The organism is Rahnella sikkimica (assembly GCF_002951615.1).
GTDB lineage: Bacteria > Pseudomonadota > Gammaproteobacteria > Enterobacterales > Enterobacteriaceae > Rahnella > Rahnella sikkimica.
In genome coordinates, this window is the sequence record NZ_CP019062.1 from 775,836 (window position 1) to 792,637 (window position 16,802).

The window sequence follows — 16,802 nt, forward strand, 5'->3', positions numbered from 1 at the left end:
AACCAATGTTAACGTAAGCCAGGTTAACGCTGCGAATTATCCCGTAATGACCACGTCGGCCATTGGCGGAATGTAGCCGTAGTCGAATTCATCGACCACAAACGTGCGGTCACCTTTGATCTTGATTTTGACCGTAGGCGCTTCCGTGCCGCCAATACGATAATCCATGCCGGTGGTGGCTTTGTCTGCGGGCACGCTGTCAATGAATGACGTCACTAAACCATTAGGCATGACGTAATGCGAATAGGTCTGGAAGGGCTGGGATGGCGGATTTCCCAGCACCAATGCAGAACCATTCAGCGGGGTATAAGGCCCGAAGATTTCGTCACTGACAAAGCCATAAACACCGTCCGGACCCGTCAGACCGTCACCATAGGTAAATTTATGGCTGATCGTGAACAGATAATATTTACCGTCCTGGAACACAAAATGCGGGCGCTCGGTCTGGTCGTTCACGCCAACCGCGGTGACCAGCGGCGGGAGCAATGTCCAGCTGTCGCCGTTTTCGTCATCGGCTTCAGCAATCCCTACACAACCGGTCTGATAGCGTGAATTACCCACATTTTCATAACCCGGCGGAACATCACCGGTTTCATCTGGCCCGACAATATGGCTACCTCGCACTCCCGCTACGTTGCCCTCAAACAACATATATAATTTGCCGCTTTTAGGGTCACGGAATGGGAACGGGTCGCGAAAACCCCAGTACGGGTTTTGTGCTTCAGTCTGGTAAAGATTGCCGTCCGCCTCGAACAGAGCCTTCACGTCAGTAAAGTCGCTAAGACTCACCCCTTTATTGGAGGTCGCAATGCGCCCGCGGACTTTGACGATCGTCGCGCCCGGCGTGACGGCGGTATAATACAAATCAATCTCACCCTGGTTATTTAACAAAATAGGGGAGCCCGCCCATTCGCGCGTCGTCGGAGAAACCCCTTCTTTCATTACGCGGCCGCCAAATTTCCAGTTCTTCCCTGTTTTAGAATACCAAAAACACATTTTTGCCCGTCCATGACGATTATTCCAGTCGAGAGCAATATCATAATTACCGTTGGCATCAATATAATCAGGGTTTTCAGGCTGACGGTCAGCCGTTAGTGTGAAAATAACGGACCAGCCATTGACCGAAAGTACTTTGCCATCAATATCACGCAGCGGCATCGTATCCCAGATAAAAACCGTATCACTCATTACCGGGAAATCAGCGCTGACCCGCGGTTGGGTTGTGGTCGGATCATTTTCATTCACTTTTAACGCATCTGCCCGTGACCAGATACTTGATTGAATAACCGGTTGTTCCAGTAAAGATTTATCGTTTAACGTACTCATAAAACCACCTCATCGTTTAATGTTTAAATTAAAATAAAATCCAATTTATTAACCCGCCATTCAGTCCGTCTGTTAAATCTATAAATCAGGACCGCCTGGCAGAATTAATACTGAAGAAAAAAATATTTGAGATAAAGTAAGTTACGTTGTGTGGGAAACCGCAGGGCATACGTTGAATTAACTGTAATAGTGGCCAGATCGGGTTTTTGAGTTTTATTAAGCGGCGCGTTATTCCATGACAGGTATGAGTTTCTGTCCGTGTCATTGAGTGTAAAAGGGGTATAGCAGGTTTTTTTCAGCAAGATCCTGCCAATACATTAAGGAAATTAATGCATTGGCATTTTTTAACCCGATCACAGCGTAATGTGCATAAATGATACCTTTAGTTAAAAAATTGCCCGTTTTCAAAAGCCGGTGTGACAATATTTCACATAAAATAGGATTAGAGTTAACTCATTCAGATTCATTGACTGTATTACAGGAAATATTCAGAATAACTGCGAGGGTTGGCGTTGGATGTAATTTCTTGTTACTTCTATTTGGAAAAGATACACTGTTTCAGGTGATTTTATTACAGTGGCTACCATGTTATGGACTTCATAGAGTTAACGTTTATTAACACGCTCGTCGGTATATGTATCACTTATACCTGCATCTCCATCCCTCTGATAAACTATAAGTCTGCTTTAAGCAGGCACCTCTCATTGAAGATATTGCTAGGGATCGTGCTGGGGATGGCTAGCATTTATTTGTTTCATATCGGCGTTCAGCACAATACCAGCATTTATAGCGTCGTTATATCGCCGATCACTTTTGGACTCATCATCTTTGGGTATCCGACTTTTTTTGCCAGTCTGATTGTGAGCACGGTGTTTTTATTCGGTGCCTCGACATTTTATGACGCTTTTTCTCTGGTGTATTTTGTGTTGTTAATGGTTTTCCATATAAAGGGAAAAGTGGGCGTAAGGTACGTTCTTTACTCCTACAGTGTTGCGCAAGCCTTCAACCTGCTCATCCATATCAATATTCTTAATGATAATGGATATTGGGAACTTGCCATCATTAAAACCATCATGAGCTTGCTCTATATTTCCCTGGTTTATGTTTTCCTGAATAACCTGATAAATTTGTCAAAAAGAGAACTTTTTTTCAAAAATGCCTCAAAAATCGATCCCCTCACAGGCGTTAGCAACCGGAGAAGCATAGACGATCATATTAAATATCTGGGTGAGTCTTATGAAGAAAATTTCTGTGTGCTCATGCTGGATATTGATAATTTTAAATCGCTGAACGATAGCTTTGGGCATCCTTTCGGAGATAAGGTCATCAAGAAAATTGCTCAGATCGTAAAGGATAATGTCCGGGCAAATGATTTTGTAGGGCGATATGGCGGGGAGGAGTTCATCATATTTATAAATGCAAACTTACAAAATGCCGAAAAAATAGCAGAGAAAATAAGGCGGATAATCCAGGAAAGTAATTTAAAATTTGACAGTAATGAAGTCAAGGTGACTGCTTCTATCGGCCTGGCGGAACACACTCTCACTCAATCTGTGCTTGAAACAATAAGCTGCGCAGATAATGCGCTTTACACAGCCAAAACGAGTGGAAAAAACAGAACAATTTCGCAAGGTGAAACAGTCAGTTAATGGTGAGACAGTTTGACTGTTGAGTCGGCAGATTTTCTGCGTTCGGACACGATATTTTGCTTAGAGATTATAATACCCTTTTTTAGGCATGAGTATTTCGATGTCATCTAAGGGGACTGAAGGGAATAAGAAACCCTGGACGCAGGATACACCACTGTATTTAAGACTTCTTAACTGCGTGCCGGTTTCAACGCCTTCAACGATAATAGAAGCACAATGCTGGCTGATATTATCAAGGATGCTGGCCCACATTACTGAATTGCCATTTTCCCAAAAGAATTTCTTATCTATTTTAACTGATTCGAATTTTGTGTTTTTCAATGTATTGATATTGCTGAAGTCGGTTCCGTAGTCATCGAGCCATAATTCATACTTTTCAGCTAAAGCATCTAAAATTATATTTCCCTCTGTTTTATCTATTTTAGGAAAACGCTCTGATATTTCCAGTCGTATAAAGTCATTTTTTTCTATAATTTCCTGTACATCATGATCTTCCAGAATCATGATTGCCATGCTCTGATCGATGTTCAGGGAGCAAAGGAGTTTGTTGTTTTTGAAAAAGAGTGATTGGGCGTTAATTTCAGTTAACTGTGCTAGCAATAATTCGCGCTTAGATTTTGTGTCCAGTGAGCTGATAAATTTTTGAGGTTCCATTTTTCCACCGGCGTAACCGCCCTCAAAACTTGTCAATACTTCGACTGCGTGTAGTGACCCTCCGATACTATATATAGGTTCACATCTGAATTTGCATGAGACCTGAAAATTTAAACGCAACATCATTTCCTCCCTAAAAGTCTGTCATTGTGTAATGGTGATCATTGATCACTTTCGCGAATTAATAAACATATATTGATCGATTTTTCCTATGATAAAACCTATTGATTAATACCTATTGATCGATAAAACAAATCTAACTCGCTGATTTTATGTGTTATATGATTTTGAAATGTGAATAAAAGCATAAGGAACCATAATATTTCCGAAAGCAACCCGTTACATGTATTTCTGCACGGGTTTTGGGCTAAGCTTTTTCTATTTGCAAACCCGTCAAACCTGCCTAAACAGGGACGCTGAGCCTGTGCGCGCGTCCTGTTTCTGAGAATGACTGGGAAACGTTATAATGTGGGGCTAGGATAGGTTGTGGCGCGTATTGCGCCACCTTCGCCAAGCATACAGAGTGATTGTAGCAGGCGAGGGCGAACAGAAAATCTAACTTCACCGGGAGTCTTGCCATGTTGACCGATCTGGGCAGCGATGAAAGTAAAAAGCGCGCGGCGATCGACCTGCTGAAAAACCATGATGAGGTTCGGGACGACGCGTTGAAAGAATATACGCGTCTGGCCTGCCTGCTATTAAAGATGCCGATATGCTTTGTGTCGGTGATGGATGATGAAAAGCAGTACATCAAATCCGCACAGAATGTTGCGGTAACCGAAACGAGACTCAGCGAAGCATTCTGCGTAAGTACGCTGGAACAAGGCAAGACGTTCATTTGTGCCGATACCGCCCGGCATCCTGATTTCAGACACTTTCAGGCCGTTACAGAAGCCCCTTTTGTCCGTTTTTATGCCGGTTGCCCGCTCAATACGCAGGACGGCGTAAGTGTCGGGACATTGTGTCTTTTAGATACACAACCCCGGACACTTTCAGCCGAGCAGGTGGGGATTTTTGAGACGCTGGCCGGGCTGGTGTCGGGTTTTCTGGCATCGTGGCATGCCGTTGGTTATATCGACATTGTCACGCTTCTGCCTAACCGCCAGCGGATGCTCAAAGACATTGCTGTTTCAGCGCAGAGCACATTTAAGCTCGTCATCATTGACTGCATTGACATGCCTTTTGCGTACGAAATGGCGCGTTCGCTGGGGATGACCGCTGTCGAAAATTTACTGCGGGATATGGCGGTTCAGCTTCAAACCCGGTTGCAGATACCGGCGCAACTTTACGCCGTTGCCGTCGGGCGATTTGCCTGGTTCACCACCGCCGAAGAGGGCGCGACATTAGAAGATATCGCCCAACGTCTGCGCGGAATTCAGGCCAGAATCAACCCCGAGGTGCCTCTGGATTTGGATATTCATATCGGCGACTCGGGGCCGTGTGATAACACGATGACGCCGGTAGAAATACTGCGTCGTGCGGTCAGCGCATTGCATGAAGCGATCAGTCATGAACACCGGTTTATGACGTTTGATGCGACGCTGGATAACCGCAAGAAGAATGATTTTAGCCTGCTTACCGGCCTGAGAAAGGCGCTTCAGGAGGATAACGGGTTATATCTGGTGTATCAGCCCAAGGTTTCTCTGGTGACCGGTCTGGTGACGGGCGTTGAGGCGCTGCTGCGCTGGAAGCATCCTGAACACGGCGAAGTTTTGCCGGGGCTTTTTATTCCTCTGGTGGAAAGAACCAGCCTGATGCGCGAACTGACGGCATGGGTCATTGATCATGCTATTGCGCAGTTAAGCCTGTGGCGTGACCGGGGGATTTCATTACCTGTCTCTGTGAACCTGGCCGCCAGTGATTTTTCCCGGCCTGACTTTGCCGATGAACTGGAACAAAAAATGCGCGATGCCGGGCTGACACCCGCCTTGCTGGGTGTGGAGTGTTTAGAAACGGAGAAAATGCTGGAAAGCCCGGCGGCACTTCACGGGCTGGAGATGCTAAAATTGCGCGGGTTTAAGATCTCACTGGATGACTTTGGTTCCGGTTACAGCAACATCAACTATCTGCGGCAGATCCCCATGGACATCATTAAACTCGACCGTTCGATTGTGAGTAACATTGCCAGTGATAAAGCCAGCCGCATTATTGTCCGCAATGTCATCAGGCTGCTTAAGCAACTCGATTATGTGGTGCTGGCGGAAGGTGTGGAAGATGACCAAACGGTCGACATTCTGCGTGGGTTGGGGTGTGACGAGGTACAGGGTTATGTTTACGCCAGGCCGCTGAGACCCAGGGATTTTGAGGCCTGGTGCCACGCCAAAAATCATCATCCGGCTAAACCGTCAATCTAAAAGCCCGTGTGAGTTTTCTTAAGCGGGCTTTATTAACATCGTATCTGCCTGAAATAAAGTTTCGGGGACATTTGCGAAATATGCATCAGGGGGTGGTATGCCATTCGTGAAATATGAAGACGGACTTTTTACTAAAAATGAATCACGAAAAACCCTGTATATGCCAATGGTGTTCTCACTGGCGCTGTGTGTTCTGGTGATGATAATTAATCTGGTCAGCTTTCCCAAAAAAGTCATCGGGCACTCCTGGATGCAAAATTCCGGCTGGGTATTTGACCTGGTTCAGTTGCTGATACTTAATTTTATCTTATGGAGTTTTAACCGCTTAACGGTTCAGGCCAGTCTGCGCAGGTGGATCAACCTGGGCTTACTTATCTGGATAATGTCAGCGGCTTTCGATGTGATGGATGAATTTATCCATCAACCGATGTGGGTGGGATATTTTATTGAGGATGTCTCCAGACTGACCGGGATGCTCTGCGTTTCGATTGGCATCTATTTTATTGTGCGGTACGTGAATGATAAATATGCCGATGTCAGTATAGATTCTTATCGTGATGAATTGACGCATTTGCCAAACCGACGTTATTTCAGAAATATTCTTCTGGAATTAGACAATACCAATATTTATGTTTTTATCATTGATATCGACTTCTTTAAAAACATCAATGACAAATACGGGCATGACATCGGTGATGAAGTTCTTCGGGCGTTCGGGGATCTGCTGAGCAGCCTGTATGACGGCCATGTCACCGCCTCCAGAATCGGCGGCGAAGAGTTTGCGGTGATTTTGCAGTTGCCCTCAAAACAGGAAGCCAGTCTCGTGGCGGAAAAAATATTATCCCGAACCCGCGACTTACTTCTCCGGGGGGAAATCCGCTTTACCGTCAGTATCGGAGCCGGTCACAAAAAAGAAGATGAAACGGTCGGGAATTTACTCAAACGCGTCGATGTCGCCCTGTATGACGCGAAATGTCGGGGTAAGAACCGGATCGAATGGGCCGCCGGGTAAATCACTCCGGTTTCGCGATATTGCATGAATAAAAAACCCGCTACGTGTCCTGAGCGGGTTTTTTACTTAACGGGGAAAATCTGACCTCAGTCGGAAAAAACGTTCTTTGCCCGCCATAAAATTTACGGGCAAATGTTCGTTTTTATTAAAGTGATTCCCCTGCATCGAGCTTCGCCAGCAGCATCTCGCCGCGTTGCCAGAGCGCTTCCCGCTTAGATTCCGCCAGCCGGTCAAGATTTTTGTAAGTCAGGCCCATGCGGTGATTTCCGCGCAGAAGTTCGCTGTGCCGCATAATAAAGTGCCAGTACAGCGCATTGAAAGGGCAGGCGTTATCCGCTGTGCTTTCACTGACTTTGTACACACAAGTACGGCAATAGTCAGACATACGGTTTATATACTGACCGCTGGCGCAGTAAGGTTTGGAGCCCAGATATCCCCCGTCGGCGTGCATGACCATGCCGAGCGTATTGGGTAACTCAACCCAGTCGAAAGCGTCCATGTAAATGGCGAGATACCATTCGCATATTTCAGCGGGCGCAATGCCTGCGAGCAGTGCGAAGTTGCCCGTCACCATCAGCCGTTGGATGTGGTGCGCGTAGGCATATTCAAGGCTCTGGCCGATGGCTTGACGCATGCAGTTCATCTGGGTTTTACCGGTCCAGTAGAATTCAGGAAGTGGCCTGCTGTTCCCAAAGACGTTGCCACCCGCATAGTCCGGCATCTTCAGCCAGTAGACGCCGCGCACATATTCGCGCCATCCAATAAGCTGGCGAATAAAACCTTCAGCCGCATTGAGTTTAATTCTGCCGGACAGATAGGCAGATTCCACATCGCCACACAGCTGCCGCACATCCAGCAAACCAATATTGAGCGCCGCGCTGATCCGTGCGTGAAATAAAAATGGCTCATCGCACGCCATCGCATCCTGATAATCCCCGAACGCGGCCAGACCGAAATCCAGAAAATAATCCCACAGTGACTGAGCATCGGCGTGCGTCACCGGATAATCGAACACGTCGACTGAACCGTAATGGTTTGCGAACTGCGCGCGAACCAGCTCAAGGACGTCCTGAGTGATGGCATCTGCGCTAAAGCGTGCCGGATAGGGCGCGACCACGCTTTTGGGGAGCGCCTTACGGTTTTCTGCATCGAAATTCCAGTTGCCGCCAGCCGGTGTGCCGTCGATATTCATCAGCAGCCCGCTTTTGCGGCGCATTTCCCGATAGAAAAACTCCATGCGCAACTGCTTTTTGTCTTTGGCCCAGGATGAGAACTCATCACGCGAGCACAAAAAACGGGTGTCGGAATGCCATTGCAGGGGCAGTCCACACTCTCTGAGCGAGTGCTCAAGACGCCAGTCCCCGCATTCTGTCAGGTGAACCTCTTCTGACTGCAACTGCGATTGCCAGCGCAGTAATTCGCCCGGTACTGATCCGGAATTGAGCGGGTCATCGAGAGTGACGTAATGCACGCAAAAACCTTGCTGTTTCAATGCCTGAGCAAAGTGGCGCATTGCACTGAAAATAAGCACAATTTTTTGCGGATGGTGAGGGACATGGCGCGCCTCCTCCATGACTTCAACCAGAAGAACGGCATCACGTTGCGCGTCCAGCCCGTTCAATGAAGCCAGATCAAACGAAAGCTGATCGCCCAGCACCAGACACAACCGGCGGTTTTTAGTCATTAGATTGAACCTTGCAGTTAAAAAAACAGGCACTTTGTACGTGGTGAAAATGCATTTTGCGGGGAACGCTTCTGGTTTTAATCAACGAACAGGGAGTATAGACGTGATAGTTGCAGTATTCCTGCCTCTGTTTTGACAGACATTCGTCTGTTGTCCCCGGTAAGACGCGTCCTTTTTTGCCTGCAACTTTTAATCTTGTTCAGGGGAGTATTAAAGCGAAGGTAAAGAGAAAGCCAGCAAGGTAAATAAAAGCAAAAAGCCCGCTTAAGTTTCCTTAAGCGGGCTTTTCTAATTTGGCTCCTCTGACTGGACTCGAACCAGTGACATACGGATTAACAGTCCGCCGTTCTACCGACTGAACTACAGAGGAATCGTTTGAACGGGGCGAATAATAGCGACTGCCCGTAGGCATGTCAAAGGGTTAACGCAAAAACTTGTCTGAGTGTTCTCTTAATATCCAACTTGTTGACTGTTAAGGCAAAGTGATTAAATCCTCTCCCATTTCTACTTCTTTTCTCATCTTGCCGGAAACCCTTTGCACTAAAAGCAACCATAAGTTGCCTGATTGTTGTGCAGTGGTTATCGGGCAGGGTGTATTTAGAAATTTTTAAGCACGTTCTTTGCCACTTTTTGTTCATTAAATCGTCACAAACTCCGATCTGCTGCACAAATTTCACACATTTGTGGGAACTGGCACACCCCGTGCATTGTTATTTTACTAACAACGGCTAGTTTTTTGACAATGAAGCAACAAAAGCAGCTACAGGGGATTAACCGATGCAGCCAGCGCAGGATGTGATTGAACAAATCGAAGCGTCGTTCTCCGCACAAACGCCAACGGGGAAGCGCATTGCCGGTTATCTGCTGGCCAATCTGGCGCAAATTCCGTTCGAAACCGCCGACAGCATTGCGCGCAGCGCGGCGACCAGCGGTATTTCGGTCGGGCGTTATCTGCGCAGTCTCGGCTATCGCAACCTGGATGATTTCAAGCAAACGCTGCGCCAGCAAAGCGGAACCGCGTATCAGCCGTGGGTGGTCACCGACCGGCTGGGCGCATACCGCGAACGCAGCAAACAGCCGCAGCAGGAAAAGTTAGGGCAATCGCTGACGCTCGAACTTGAGGCCATTAATCACGTTTATCAACTGGCGCAGAGCGACAGTTTTGCGCAGGTCAGCCGCCGTCTGGCCGAGGCCGAGGCGGTGTTTATTCTCGGCATTCAGTCGGTGCGCGGTATCGCCAATAATTTTGCGAGCTATCTCGAATATCTGCGTCCGAAAGTGTATTTCGCCGACGGACTTTCCGGCACCTACGTGGAATCGCTCAATTCGGAATTCGCACAACCTTATCTGGTGGTTACTGATACCCGCGCTTACTCGAAAATGGCGCAAACCTATTGTGAGGCGGCCTGCGAACGCGGGCTGAACGTGGCGCTGATCACCGACATTTACTGTCCGTGGGCGCGCGATTATCCGGTCGATTTATTGCAGGTGAAAACGGATACCGGCCAGTTCTGGGATTCGATGGCGCCGCTCAGCTGCCTGTTCAACCTGCTGTGTTCTTCCGTGCTGGAACTGCGCGGGAATGACGTGGAACAGCGGCTGGCGAACAACCGGATTTTGCAGAAACAGCTCGGACAATTTGAATCGTAATTTTCTAAAACCAGCGGACAGAGTTTATTGATGAACACAAAAACACCCGATGTCGCACTGACCGACCTGGCGCAAAGCCTGCCAGACGCTGTGATCGACCTGAAATATGCCACCGCCGATAACCTGACCGGTCAGCCGATTTATCGCGAATCGCGCTGCCTGTTGCACCCCGATGCGGCCGCTGCGCTGGTGCGTTGCAATCAGGTCGCGAAGCTGGCGGGATTCCGGTTGAAAATCTACGACGCTTACCGGCCGCAGGCGGCGCAGGCCTGTTTGTGGGCAGCGTTTCCGAACCCGGATTATGTTGTGGATATCAAACTCGGCTCGCACCACAGCCGGGGCGTGGCGGTCGATCTGACGTTGCTTGATGATCAGGGCGACGTACTGGATATGGGCGCGGGTTTTGATGAAATGACCGAAGTCTCGCACCCGTTTTATCCGGATTTACCGCCGGAGATCCAGCGAAACCGTTTACTGCTCAATGCCGTGATGGCGGCGGGCGGCTTTAAAGGCATCACCAGCGAGTGGTGGCACTTTGAATTACCGGATGCCAAAACGTATCCGTTGTTGGACGAGCGGTTCGGCTGCTATCCGCCGGTTAACGCCGCGTAATCATTGCAAGTCTCTTATCACTTTTCATAAAGCCAGGAGTTCTCCGATGAGCAACACAGCAATCAGCACGTTCCGTAAAACGACTCAAACACGGATCGCCGGTGGCATTTTTCTCGCCCTGTCAGGTTTGAGTTTTGCCGCACAGGCCGCCGTTCCGAAAGACATGCTGGTGATCGGGAAAGCCGCTGACCCGCAAACGCTGGATCCGGCGGTGACAATCGATAACAACGACTGGACGGTGACGTATCCGGCGTATCAGCGTCTGGTGCAGTACAAAACTGAAAACGGCAAAGGCTCCACGCAGGTGGAAGGGGACTTAGCGGCCAGCTGGACGGCGTCGCCGGATCAACTCGTCTGGACGTTTAAGCTCAAGCCGGGCGCGAAATTTGACGACGGCACCGACGTCAACGCCGATGCGGTGAAATGGTCGTTTGAACGCCTGATGAAAATTGCGCAGGGACCGTCGGAAGCGTTTCCGAAAGATATGGCGGTGACGGTAGTTGATCCGCTGACCGTCACGTTCACGCTGAAAACGCCATTCGCGCCGTTCCTGTATACGCTGGCCAATGACGGCGCGGGCATTGTGAATCCGGCGATTGCCAAAGCCAATCCGGCTGATGAAGGCAAAGCCTGGCTGGCCGGTCATACCGCCGGTTCCGGCCCGTATAAACTCGATCGCTGGCAGAAAGGTCAGCAACTGGTGCTGGTGCCGAACCCGCATTACAGCGGCGCAAAACCGGCCTTTAAACGCGTCACGGTTAAGATTATTGGTGAGAGCGCCACGCGCCGTCTGCAACTGTCGCGCGGCGATCTGGACATTGCCGACTCCCTGCCGATGGACCAGCTGGCGGCGCTGAAAAAAGAAGACAAAGTTGCCGTTGAAGAATTCCCGTCACTGCGCGTGACGTATCTGTATCTCAATAACGCCAAAACGCCGCTTAACCAGGTGGATCTGCGCCGTGCGATTTCGTCTGCGGTGGATTATCAGGGCATGGTGAAGGGCATTCTCGGCGGTAACGCCAAACAGATGCGCGGGCCGATCCCGGATGGCATGTGGGGTTTTGACCCGACGGCCAAACAATACACGCTGGATCTGACGCAGGCGAAAGCCGATCTGGAAAAAGTGAAAGACAAGCCGCAGACGCTGGACTTCCTCTATTCCGATAACGATCCGAACTGGGAATCCATCGCGCTTGCCGTGCAGGCCAGCCTCGGTCAGGCCGGGATCAGCGTTAAGCTGGAAAAACTGGCGAACGCCACCATGCGTGACCGTATCGGGCAGGGCGATTACGACATTTCGATCGGCAACTGGAGTCCGGATTTCGCCGACCCGTACATGTTCATGAACTACTGGTTCGAGTCCGACAAAAAAGGGCTGCCGGGAAACCGTTCGTTCTATTCCAATCCTGATGTCGATGCCCTGCTGAAAAAAGCGGTGTCGGTGACGGATCAGAAACAGCGGACAGACTACTACCAGCAGGCGCAGAAAATCGTCATCGACGAAGCGGCGTATGTCTATCTGTTCCAGAAAAACTATCAGGTCGCGATGAACAAAGACGTCAAAGGTTTCGTTTTCAACCCGATGCTTGAGCAGGTCTTTAATGTCAGTCAGATGAGTAAGAAATAGCGGCGGCATCATTTACGAAAACCCCTTTCACAACACGAGAGGGGCTTTACGGGGAAAATGAAATATGACTTTCTGGACTCTTATCCGTCAGCGATGCTGGGGTTTGATACTGGTGATGGCGGGCGTTTGCGTCATCACTTTTATCATCTCGCACATGATCCCCGGCGATCCGGCGCGTCTGCTGGCGGGTGACCGCGCAAGCAACGAAATGGTCGAACATATCCGCGAACAGCTCGGGCTGAATCAGCCGCTGTATGTGCAGTTTTTCCGTTACGTGAGCGATCTGTTGCACGGCGATTTAGGCACGTCGATCCGCACCGGCAGGCCGGTTCTCGACGATCTCAGGGCTTTCTTCCCCGCCACGCTCGAGCTGGCCGTCAGCGCGCTGTTTCTGGCCATCGTACTGGGTATTCCTCTGGGCGTATTGTCGGCGGTATACCGCAATAAATTCCCCGATCATCTGGTGCGTTTACTGTCGGTTCTGGGGATTTCCACCCCGGCATTCTGGCTGGGGTTGGGTGTGATAATTCTGTTTTACGGCCATCTGAACCTGCTGCCGGGCGGCGGCAGGCTGGATGACTGGCTGGATCCGCCGGCCAATATCACCGGCTTTTATGTGCTCGATTCGCTGCTGACCGGTAACTGGGAGACGTTCTGGAACAGCCTTCAGCATCTGGTGATGCCTGCGCTGACGCTGGCGTTCGTCCACATGGGCATTGTGGCGCGGCAAATCCGTTCTGCGATGCTCGAACAGCTGAGTGAAGATTATATCCGCACCGCGCGCGCCAACGGCTTATCGCGCTGGCGGGTGATTTTAAGCCACGCGCTGCCGAATGCGCTGATCCCGTCCGTGACCGTACTCGGGCTGGCGATGGGCGATCTGCTTTACGGCGCGGTGCTGACCGAAACGGTTTTCGCCTGGCCGGGGATGGGGGCTTACGTGGTGAATTCGATTCAGGCGCTGGATTTTCCGGCGGTGATGGGCTTTGCGGTGGTGGTGTCGTTTGCTTACGTCATCGTCAATTTGTGCGTGGATTTGCTGTATGTGTGGATTGACCCGCGCATTGGCCGTGAGGGGTGAGCGAATGTCTGTCATTGAACCCGACGTGAATAATCACCGTGCCGGTGTTGTACCGCCGGACGTCAAACCGCGCTTTGCCACCTGGCGGCGCACTTTTCATCTGCTGAGCCGCAGCCCGCTGACGATGCTCGGGCTGGCGATCATGCTCATCGTCCTGTTTATCATGATTTTTTCGCCGTGGCTGGTGCCGCACGATCCGAACGCCATTAGCCTGACCGACCGTTTGCAGGCACCGTCTGCCGCGCACTGGTTTGGCACCGATGAAGTCGGGCGTGACCTGTTCAGCCGCGTGCTGATTGGCAGCCAGCAATCGGTCGCGGCCGGGCTGGCGGTAGTGATTATTGCGGGCTCCATTGGCTCACTGCTCGGCTGTTTTTCCGGCGTGGTCGGCGGCGTGGTGGACACGCTGATAATGCGCTGCATGGACATCATGCTGTCGGTGCCGTCGCTGGTCCTGACAATGGCGCTGGCGGCGGCGCTCGGGCCGAGTCTGTTCAACGCGATGCTGGCGATTGCCGTTGTGCGCATTCCGTTTTACGTCCGGCTGGCGCGCGGACAGACGCTGATGCTGCGTCATCAGGCGTATATGCAGGCCACGCGCACCTTTGGCGCATCGCGCTGGCATCTTATTACCTGGCACGTTTTGCGTAACGTGATGCCGCCGCTGGTGGTGCAGGCCTCGCTCGATATCGGCACCTCGATTCTGATGGCCGCGACCTTAGGGTTCATCGGCCTCGGGGCACAGCAACCGACCGCCGAATGGGGCGCGATGGTCTCGAATGGCCGCAATTATATTCTCGACCAGTGGTGGTATTCCGCCTTCCCCGGCGTGGCGATCCTGATCACCGCCACCGGTTTTAACCTGTTCGGCGACGGTCTGCGTGACCTGCTCGACCCGAAAAGCAGAGGGCGCTGAAATGGCTGAACAAAACAACGCGCCGGTTCTGGAAATCGACAACCTGCAACTGGTCTTCCCGGTTTACGGCGGCGAAGTGAAAGCGCTGAATCAGGTGTCGCTGTCGGTCAGTGCCGGGGAAATTGTCGGTGTGGTCGGTGAATCCGGCTCCGGCAAATCGGTCACGGCGATGATGGCGATGCGCCTGCTGCCGCCTGATGGTTTTACCGTGACCGGCGGTGAATTACGACTGCTCGGCACCGACGTGGTTCACGCCAGTGAAGAACAGATGCGGAAACTGCGCGGCGCGCGGGTGGCGATGATTTTTCAGGAACCGATGAATGCGCTGAACCCGACGCGCAAAATCGGGCGGCAGATGTGCGAGGTGATCTGCCTGCACCAGAAAATCAGCAAGGCGCAGGCGTGGAAAAAAGCCACCGGCCTGCTGCAAGATATGCAGATTGCCGACGCGGAACAGGTGATGTCGCGTTATCCGTTCGAGCTTTCCGGCGGTATGCGCCAGCGCGTGCTGATTGCGATGGCGTTTTCCTGCGAACCCGAACTGATTATCGCCGATGAACCGACTACCGCGCTGGACGTCACCGTGCAACGTCAGGTTCTTCGCCTGTTGCAGCGCAAAGCCCGCGCCAGCGGCACCGCCGTCTTATTTATCACCCATGATATGGCGGTTGTTTCGCAACTTTGTGACCGCGTTTACGTGATGTACGCGGGGCATGTGATTGAAAGCGGCAATACGACGGACGTGATCGACGCGCCGTCGCACCCGTATTCCATCGGCCTGTTGCAGGCCGCGCCGGAAAACGGCGAGCCGCGCAGCCTGCTCAAAGCCATTCCCGGCACCGTGCCGAATCTCTCGAAACTGCCGCAGGGCTGTGCCTTTCGCGGACGCTGCAATCACGCCGATGACCGCTGTATGCAAACGCCGGGACTCACGCCGTTGCCGCAATTTCCGCGTCAGTCGGTGGCCTGCTGGCATCCGCAGATCCCCGTTCAACGCACTGAGGAGCTTTCCTGATGATTGCTGAAGCATTAGTCGAATTGCAGGATATCCGCGTGCGTTTCCCCGCCAGTTTTAACTGGCGCGGCAAACCGACGGGTTACGTCCATGCACTCAACGGGCTGGATCTGAATATTATTCGCGGCGAAACGCTGGGGATTGTCGGCGAATCCGGTTGCGGAAAAAGCACGCTGGCCCAGTTGCTGATGGGACTGCAAAAACCGAGTAGCGGAGAGATCCACCGTGCACGCCATGATAATTCGTGGTTTGGTTCCGGTATGCAGATGGTGTTTCAGGATCCGCAATCGTCGCTCGATCCGCGTCTGCCCGTCTGGCGGATTATCACCGAGCCGGTATTTGTGCAGAAACACAACAGCAGCCGCGAACGCCGTGAACTCGCCGCCACGCTGGCTGAGCAGGTCGGCATCCGCAAAGAGTATCTGGACCGTTTACCGCATGAATTTTCCGGCGGTCAGCGCCAGCGTATTTCCATCGCCCGCGCGCTGTCGTCAGAGCCGGACATCATCGTGCTCGATGAACCGACCTCGGCGCTGGATATTTCCGTACAGGCTCAGATCCTCAATCTTCTGGTGGAACTGCAACGCCAGCGCGGCCTGACGTTTGTGCTGATTTCCCATAACGTTTCCGTCGTGCGCCACATGAGTGACCGAGTGGCGGTAATGTACCTCGGGCAGATCGTCGAACTGGGCGCAGCAGAAAAAGTGCTGACAGAACCGCAGCATCCGTACACCCGTTTGCTGCTGGATTCTGTTCCGCGTGCGGGGCGTTTGCTGGATGACGGCGTCGTTGATAAAAAAGGCGAACTGCCGGGCAACCGGAACCTGCCAATGGGGTGTTATTTTCGCGAGCGATGCCCGCTGGCGGGGGATGGATGCCAGATGCCGCAGGATCTGGTTTGCGGGGCAAACGAGGTGGTGGTGAGATGTCACCGGGTTATGCCGGAGCGGGCATAACAGCGCTTTTGTAACCGCAATAAACATCAAAACCTTGGGTTGCCACCCAAACTGGCAAAACCTTGGGCTCGCCGCCCAAACTGGCCCAAAGGGCGCGTTAACGCGCGCGCCCTCTGGACACCCGCGCTTTTTAACTGCGCGCTGCCGATCGCTGGCTATGTTCCAGAAGCTCCGGCTAGTGCCGCAAACGCCGCCGCTGTGCGGTACTCTCATTTCGGATTCGAACCAGCGAGAAAAGAGACTCTCGCCGTTTCTCATCACTCATT

General features: G+C 51.5%; 13 protein-coding genes and 1 tRNA gene. 10 read left to right on the top strand and 4 right to left on the bottom strand.

The genetic code is table 11. The features are described 5' to 3' along the window. Positions 1 to 36: 36 nt before the first annotated feature. Positions 37 to 1,326: a glycoside hydrolase family 68 protein gene (locus BV494_RS03450; RefSeq protein WP_104921588.1), complete on the bottom strand. Its 1,290-nt coding sequence runs from the start codon at positions 1,324 to 1,326 to the stop codon at positions 37 to 39. A 734-nt stretch (positions 1,327 to 2,060) separates the two neighbouring features. Here BV494_RS03450 and BV494_RS03455 point away from each other — a divergent pair. Continuing rightward, complete coding sequence (locus BV494_RS03455; RefSeq protein ID WP_192938064.1) at positions 2,061 to 2,975, top strand: GGDEF domain-containing protein; 915 nt, start codon at positions 2,061 to 2,063, stop codon at positions 2,973 to 2,975. Between the two features lie 60 nt (positions 2,976 to 3,035). Here BV494_RS03455 and BV494_RS03460 read toward each other — a convergent pair whose 3' ends face one another. Beyond that, the gene (locus tag BV494_RS03460; protein WP_104921590.1) at positions 3,036 to 3,755 is read right to left on the bottom strand and encodes an EAL domain-containing protein; all 720 of its coding nucleotides are present in this window, start codon (positions 3,753 to 3,755) and stop codon (positions 3,036 to 3,038) included. Between the two features lie 452 nt (positions 3,756 to 4,207). Here BV494_RS03460 and BV494_RS03465 point away from each other — a divergent pair, with 452 nt between their 5' ends. Both BV494_RS03465 and BV494_RS03470 read left to right on the top strand, forming a co-directional pair. Next, a complete protein-coding gene (locus BV494_RS03465) occupies positions 4,208 to 5,983 on the top strand; it encodes a sensor domain-containing phosphodiesterase (protein WP_104921591.1) in 1,776 nt (591 codons plus the stop codon). Between the two features lie 97 nt (positions 5,984 to 6,080). After that, a complete protein-coding gene (locus BV494_RS03470) occupies positions 6,081 to 6,995 on the top strand; it encodes a GGDEF domain-containing protein (protein WP_104921592.1) in 915 nt (304 codons plus the stop codon). A gap of 145 nt (positions 6,996 to 7,140) precedes the next feature. On the opposite strand, the gene BV494_RS03475 is transcribed toward BV494_RS03470, so the two are convergent. Both BV494_RS03475 and BV494_RS03480 read right to left on the bottom strand, forming a co-directional pair. Beyond that, the gene (locus tag BV494_RS03475) at positions 7,141 to 8,679 is read right to left on the bottom strand and encodes a cryptochrome/photolyase family protein (RefSeq protein ID WP_104921593.1); all 1,539 of its coding nucleotides are present in this window, start codon (positions 8,677 to 8,679) and stop codon (positions 7,141 to 7,143) included. 294 nt (positions 8,680 to 8,973) lie between these two features. Then, positions 8,974 to 9,049: transfer RNA gene (locus BV494_RS03480), tRNA-Asn, on the bottom strand. A gap of 407 nt (positions 9,050 to 9,456) precedes the next feature. Between BV494_RS03480 and BV494_RS03485 the strand changes: the two genes are divergently transcribed. The 7 genes from BV494_RS03485 (at position 9,457) to BV494_RS03515 (ending at position 16,536) form a co-directional block, all read left to right on the top strand. Further along, positions 9,457 to 10,329, top strand: coding sequence for a MurR/RpiR family transcriptional regulator (locus BV494_RS03485; protein ID WP_104921594.1), 873 nt, complete (start codon positions 9,457 to 9,459; stop codon positions 10,327 to 10,329). A 30-nt stretch (positions 10,330 to 10,359) separates the two neighbouring features. Further along, on the top strand, positions 10,360 to 10,941 hold the full coding sequence (gene ddpX / locus BV494_RS03490; RefSeq protein ID WP_104921595.1) for a D-alanyl-D-alanine dipeptidase: 582 nt from the start codon (positions 10,360 to 10,362) through the stop codon (positions 10,939 to 10,941). A 46-nt stretch (positions 10,942 to 10,987) separates the two neighbouring features. Next, on the top strand, positions 10,988 to 12,568 hold the full coding sequence (locus BV494_RS03495) for an ABC transporter substrate-binding protein (RefSeq protein WP_104921596.1): 1,581 nt from the start codon (positions 10,988 to 10,990) through the stop codon (positions 12,566 to 12,568). A 64-nt stretch (positions 12,569 to 12,632) separates the two neighbouring features. Beyond that, positions 12,633 to 13,649, top strand: a complete 1,017-nt coding sequence (locus tag BV494_RS03500) for an ABC transporter permease (protein ID WP_104921597.1) — start codon at positions 12,633 to 12,635, stop codon at positions 13,647 to 13,649. A gap of 4 nt (positions 13,650 to 13,653) precedes the next feature. After that, a complete protein-coding gene (ddpC, locus tag BV494_RS03505; protein WP_104921598.1) occupies positions 13,654 to 14,565 on the top strand; it encodes a D,D-dipeptide ABC transporter permease in 912 nt (303 codons plus the stop codon). Between the two features lies 1 nt (position 14,566). Next, the gene (locus tag BV494_RS03510) at positions 14,567 to 15,580 is read left to right on the top strand and encodes an ABC transporter ATP-binding protein (protein ID WP_104921599.1); all 1,014 of its coding nucleotides are present in this window, start codon (positions 14,567 to 14,569) and stop codon (positions 15,578 to 15,580) included. Next, complete coding sequence (locus BV494_RS03515; protein ID WP_104921600.1) at positions 15,580 to 16,536, top strand: oligopeptide/dipeptide ABC transporter ATP-binding protein; 957 nt, start codon at positions 15,580 to 15,582, stop codon at positions 16,534 to 16,536. The genes BV494_RS03510 and BV494_RS03515 overlap by 1 nt, the downstream gene beginning before the upstream one ends. The last annotated feature ends 266 nt before the right edge of the window (positions 16,537 to 16,802 follow it).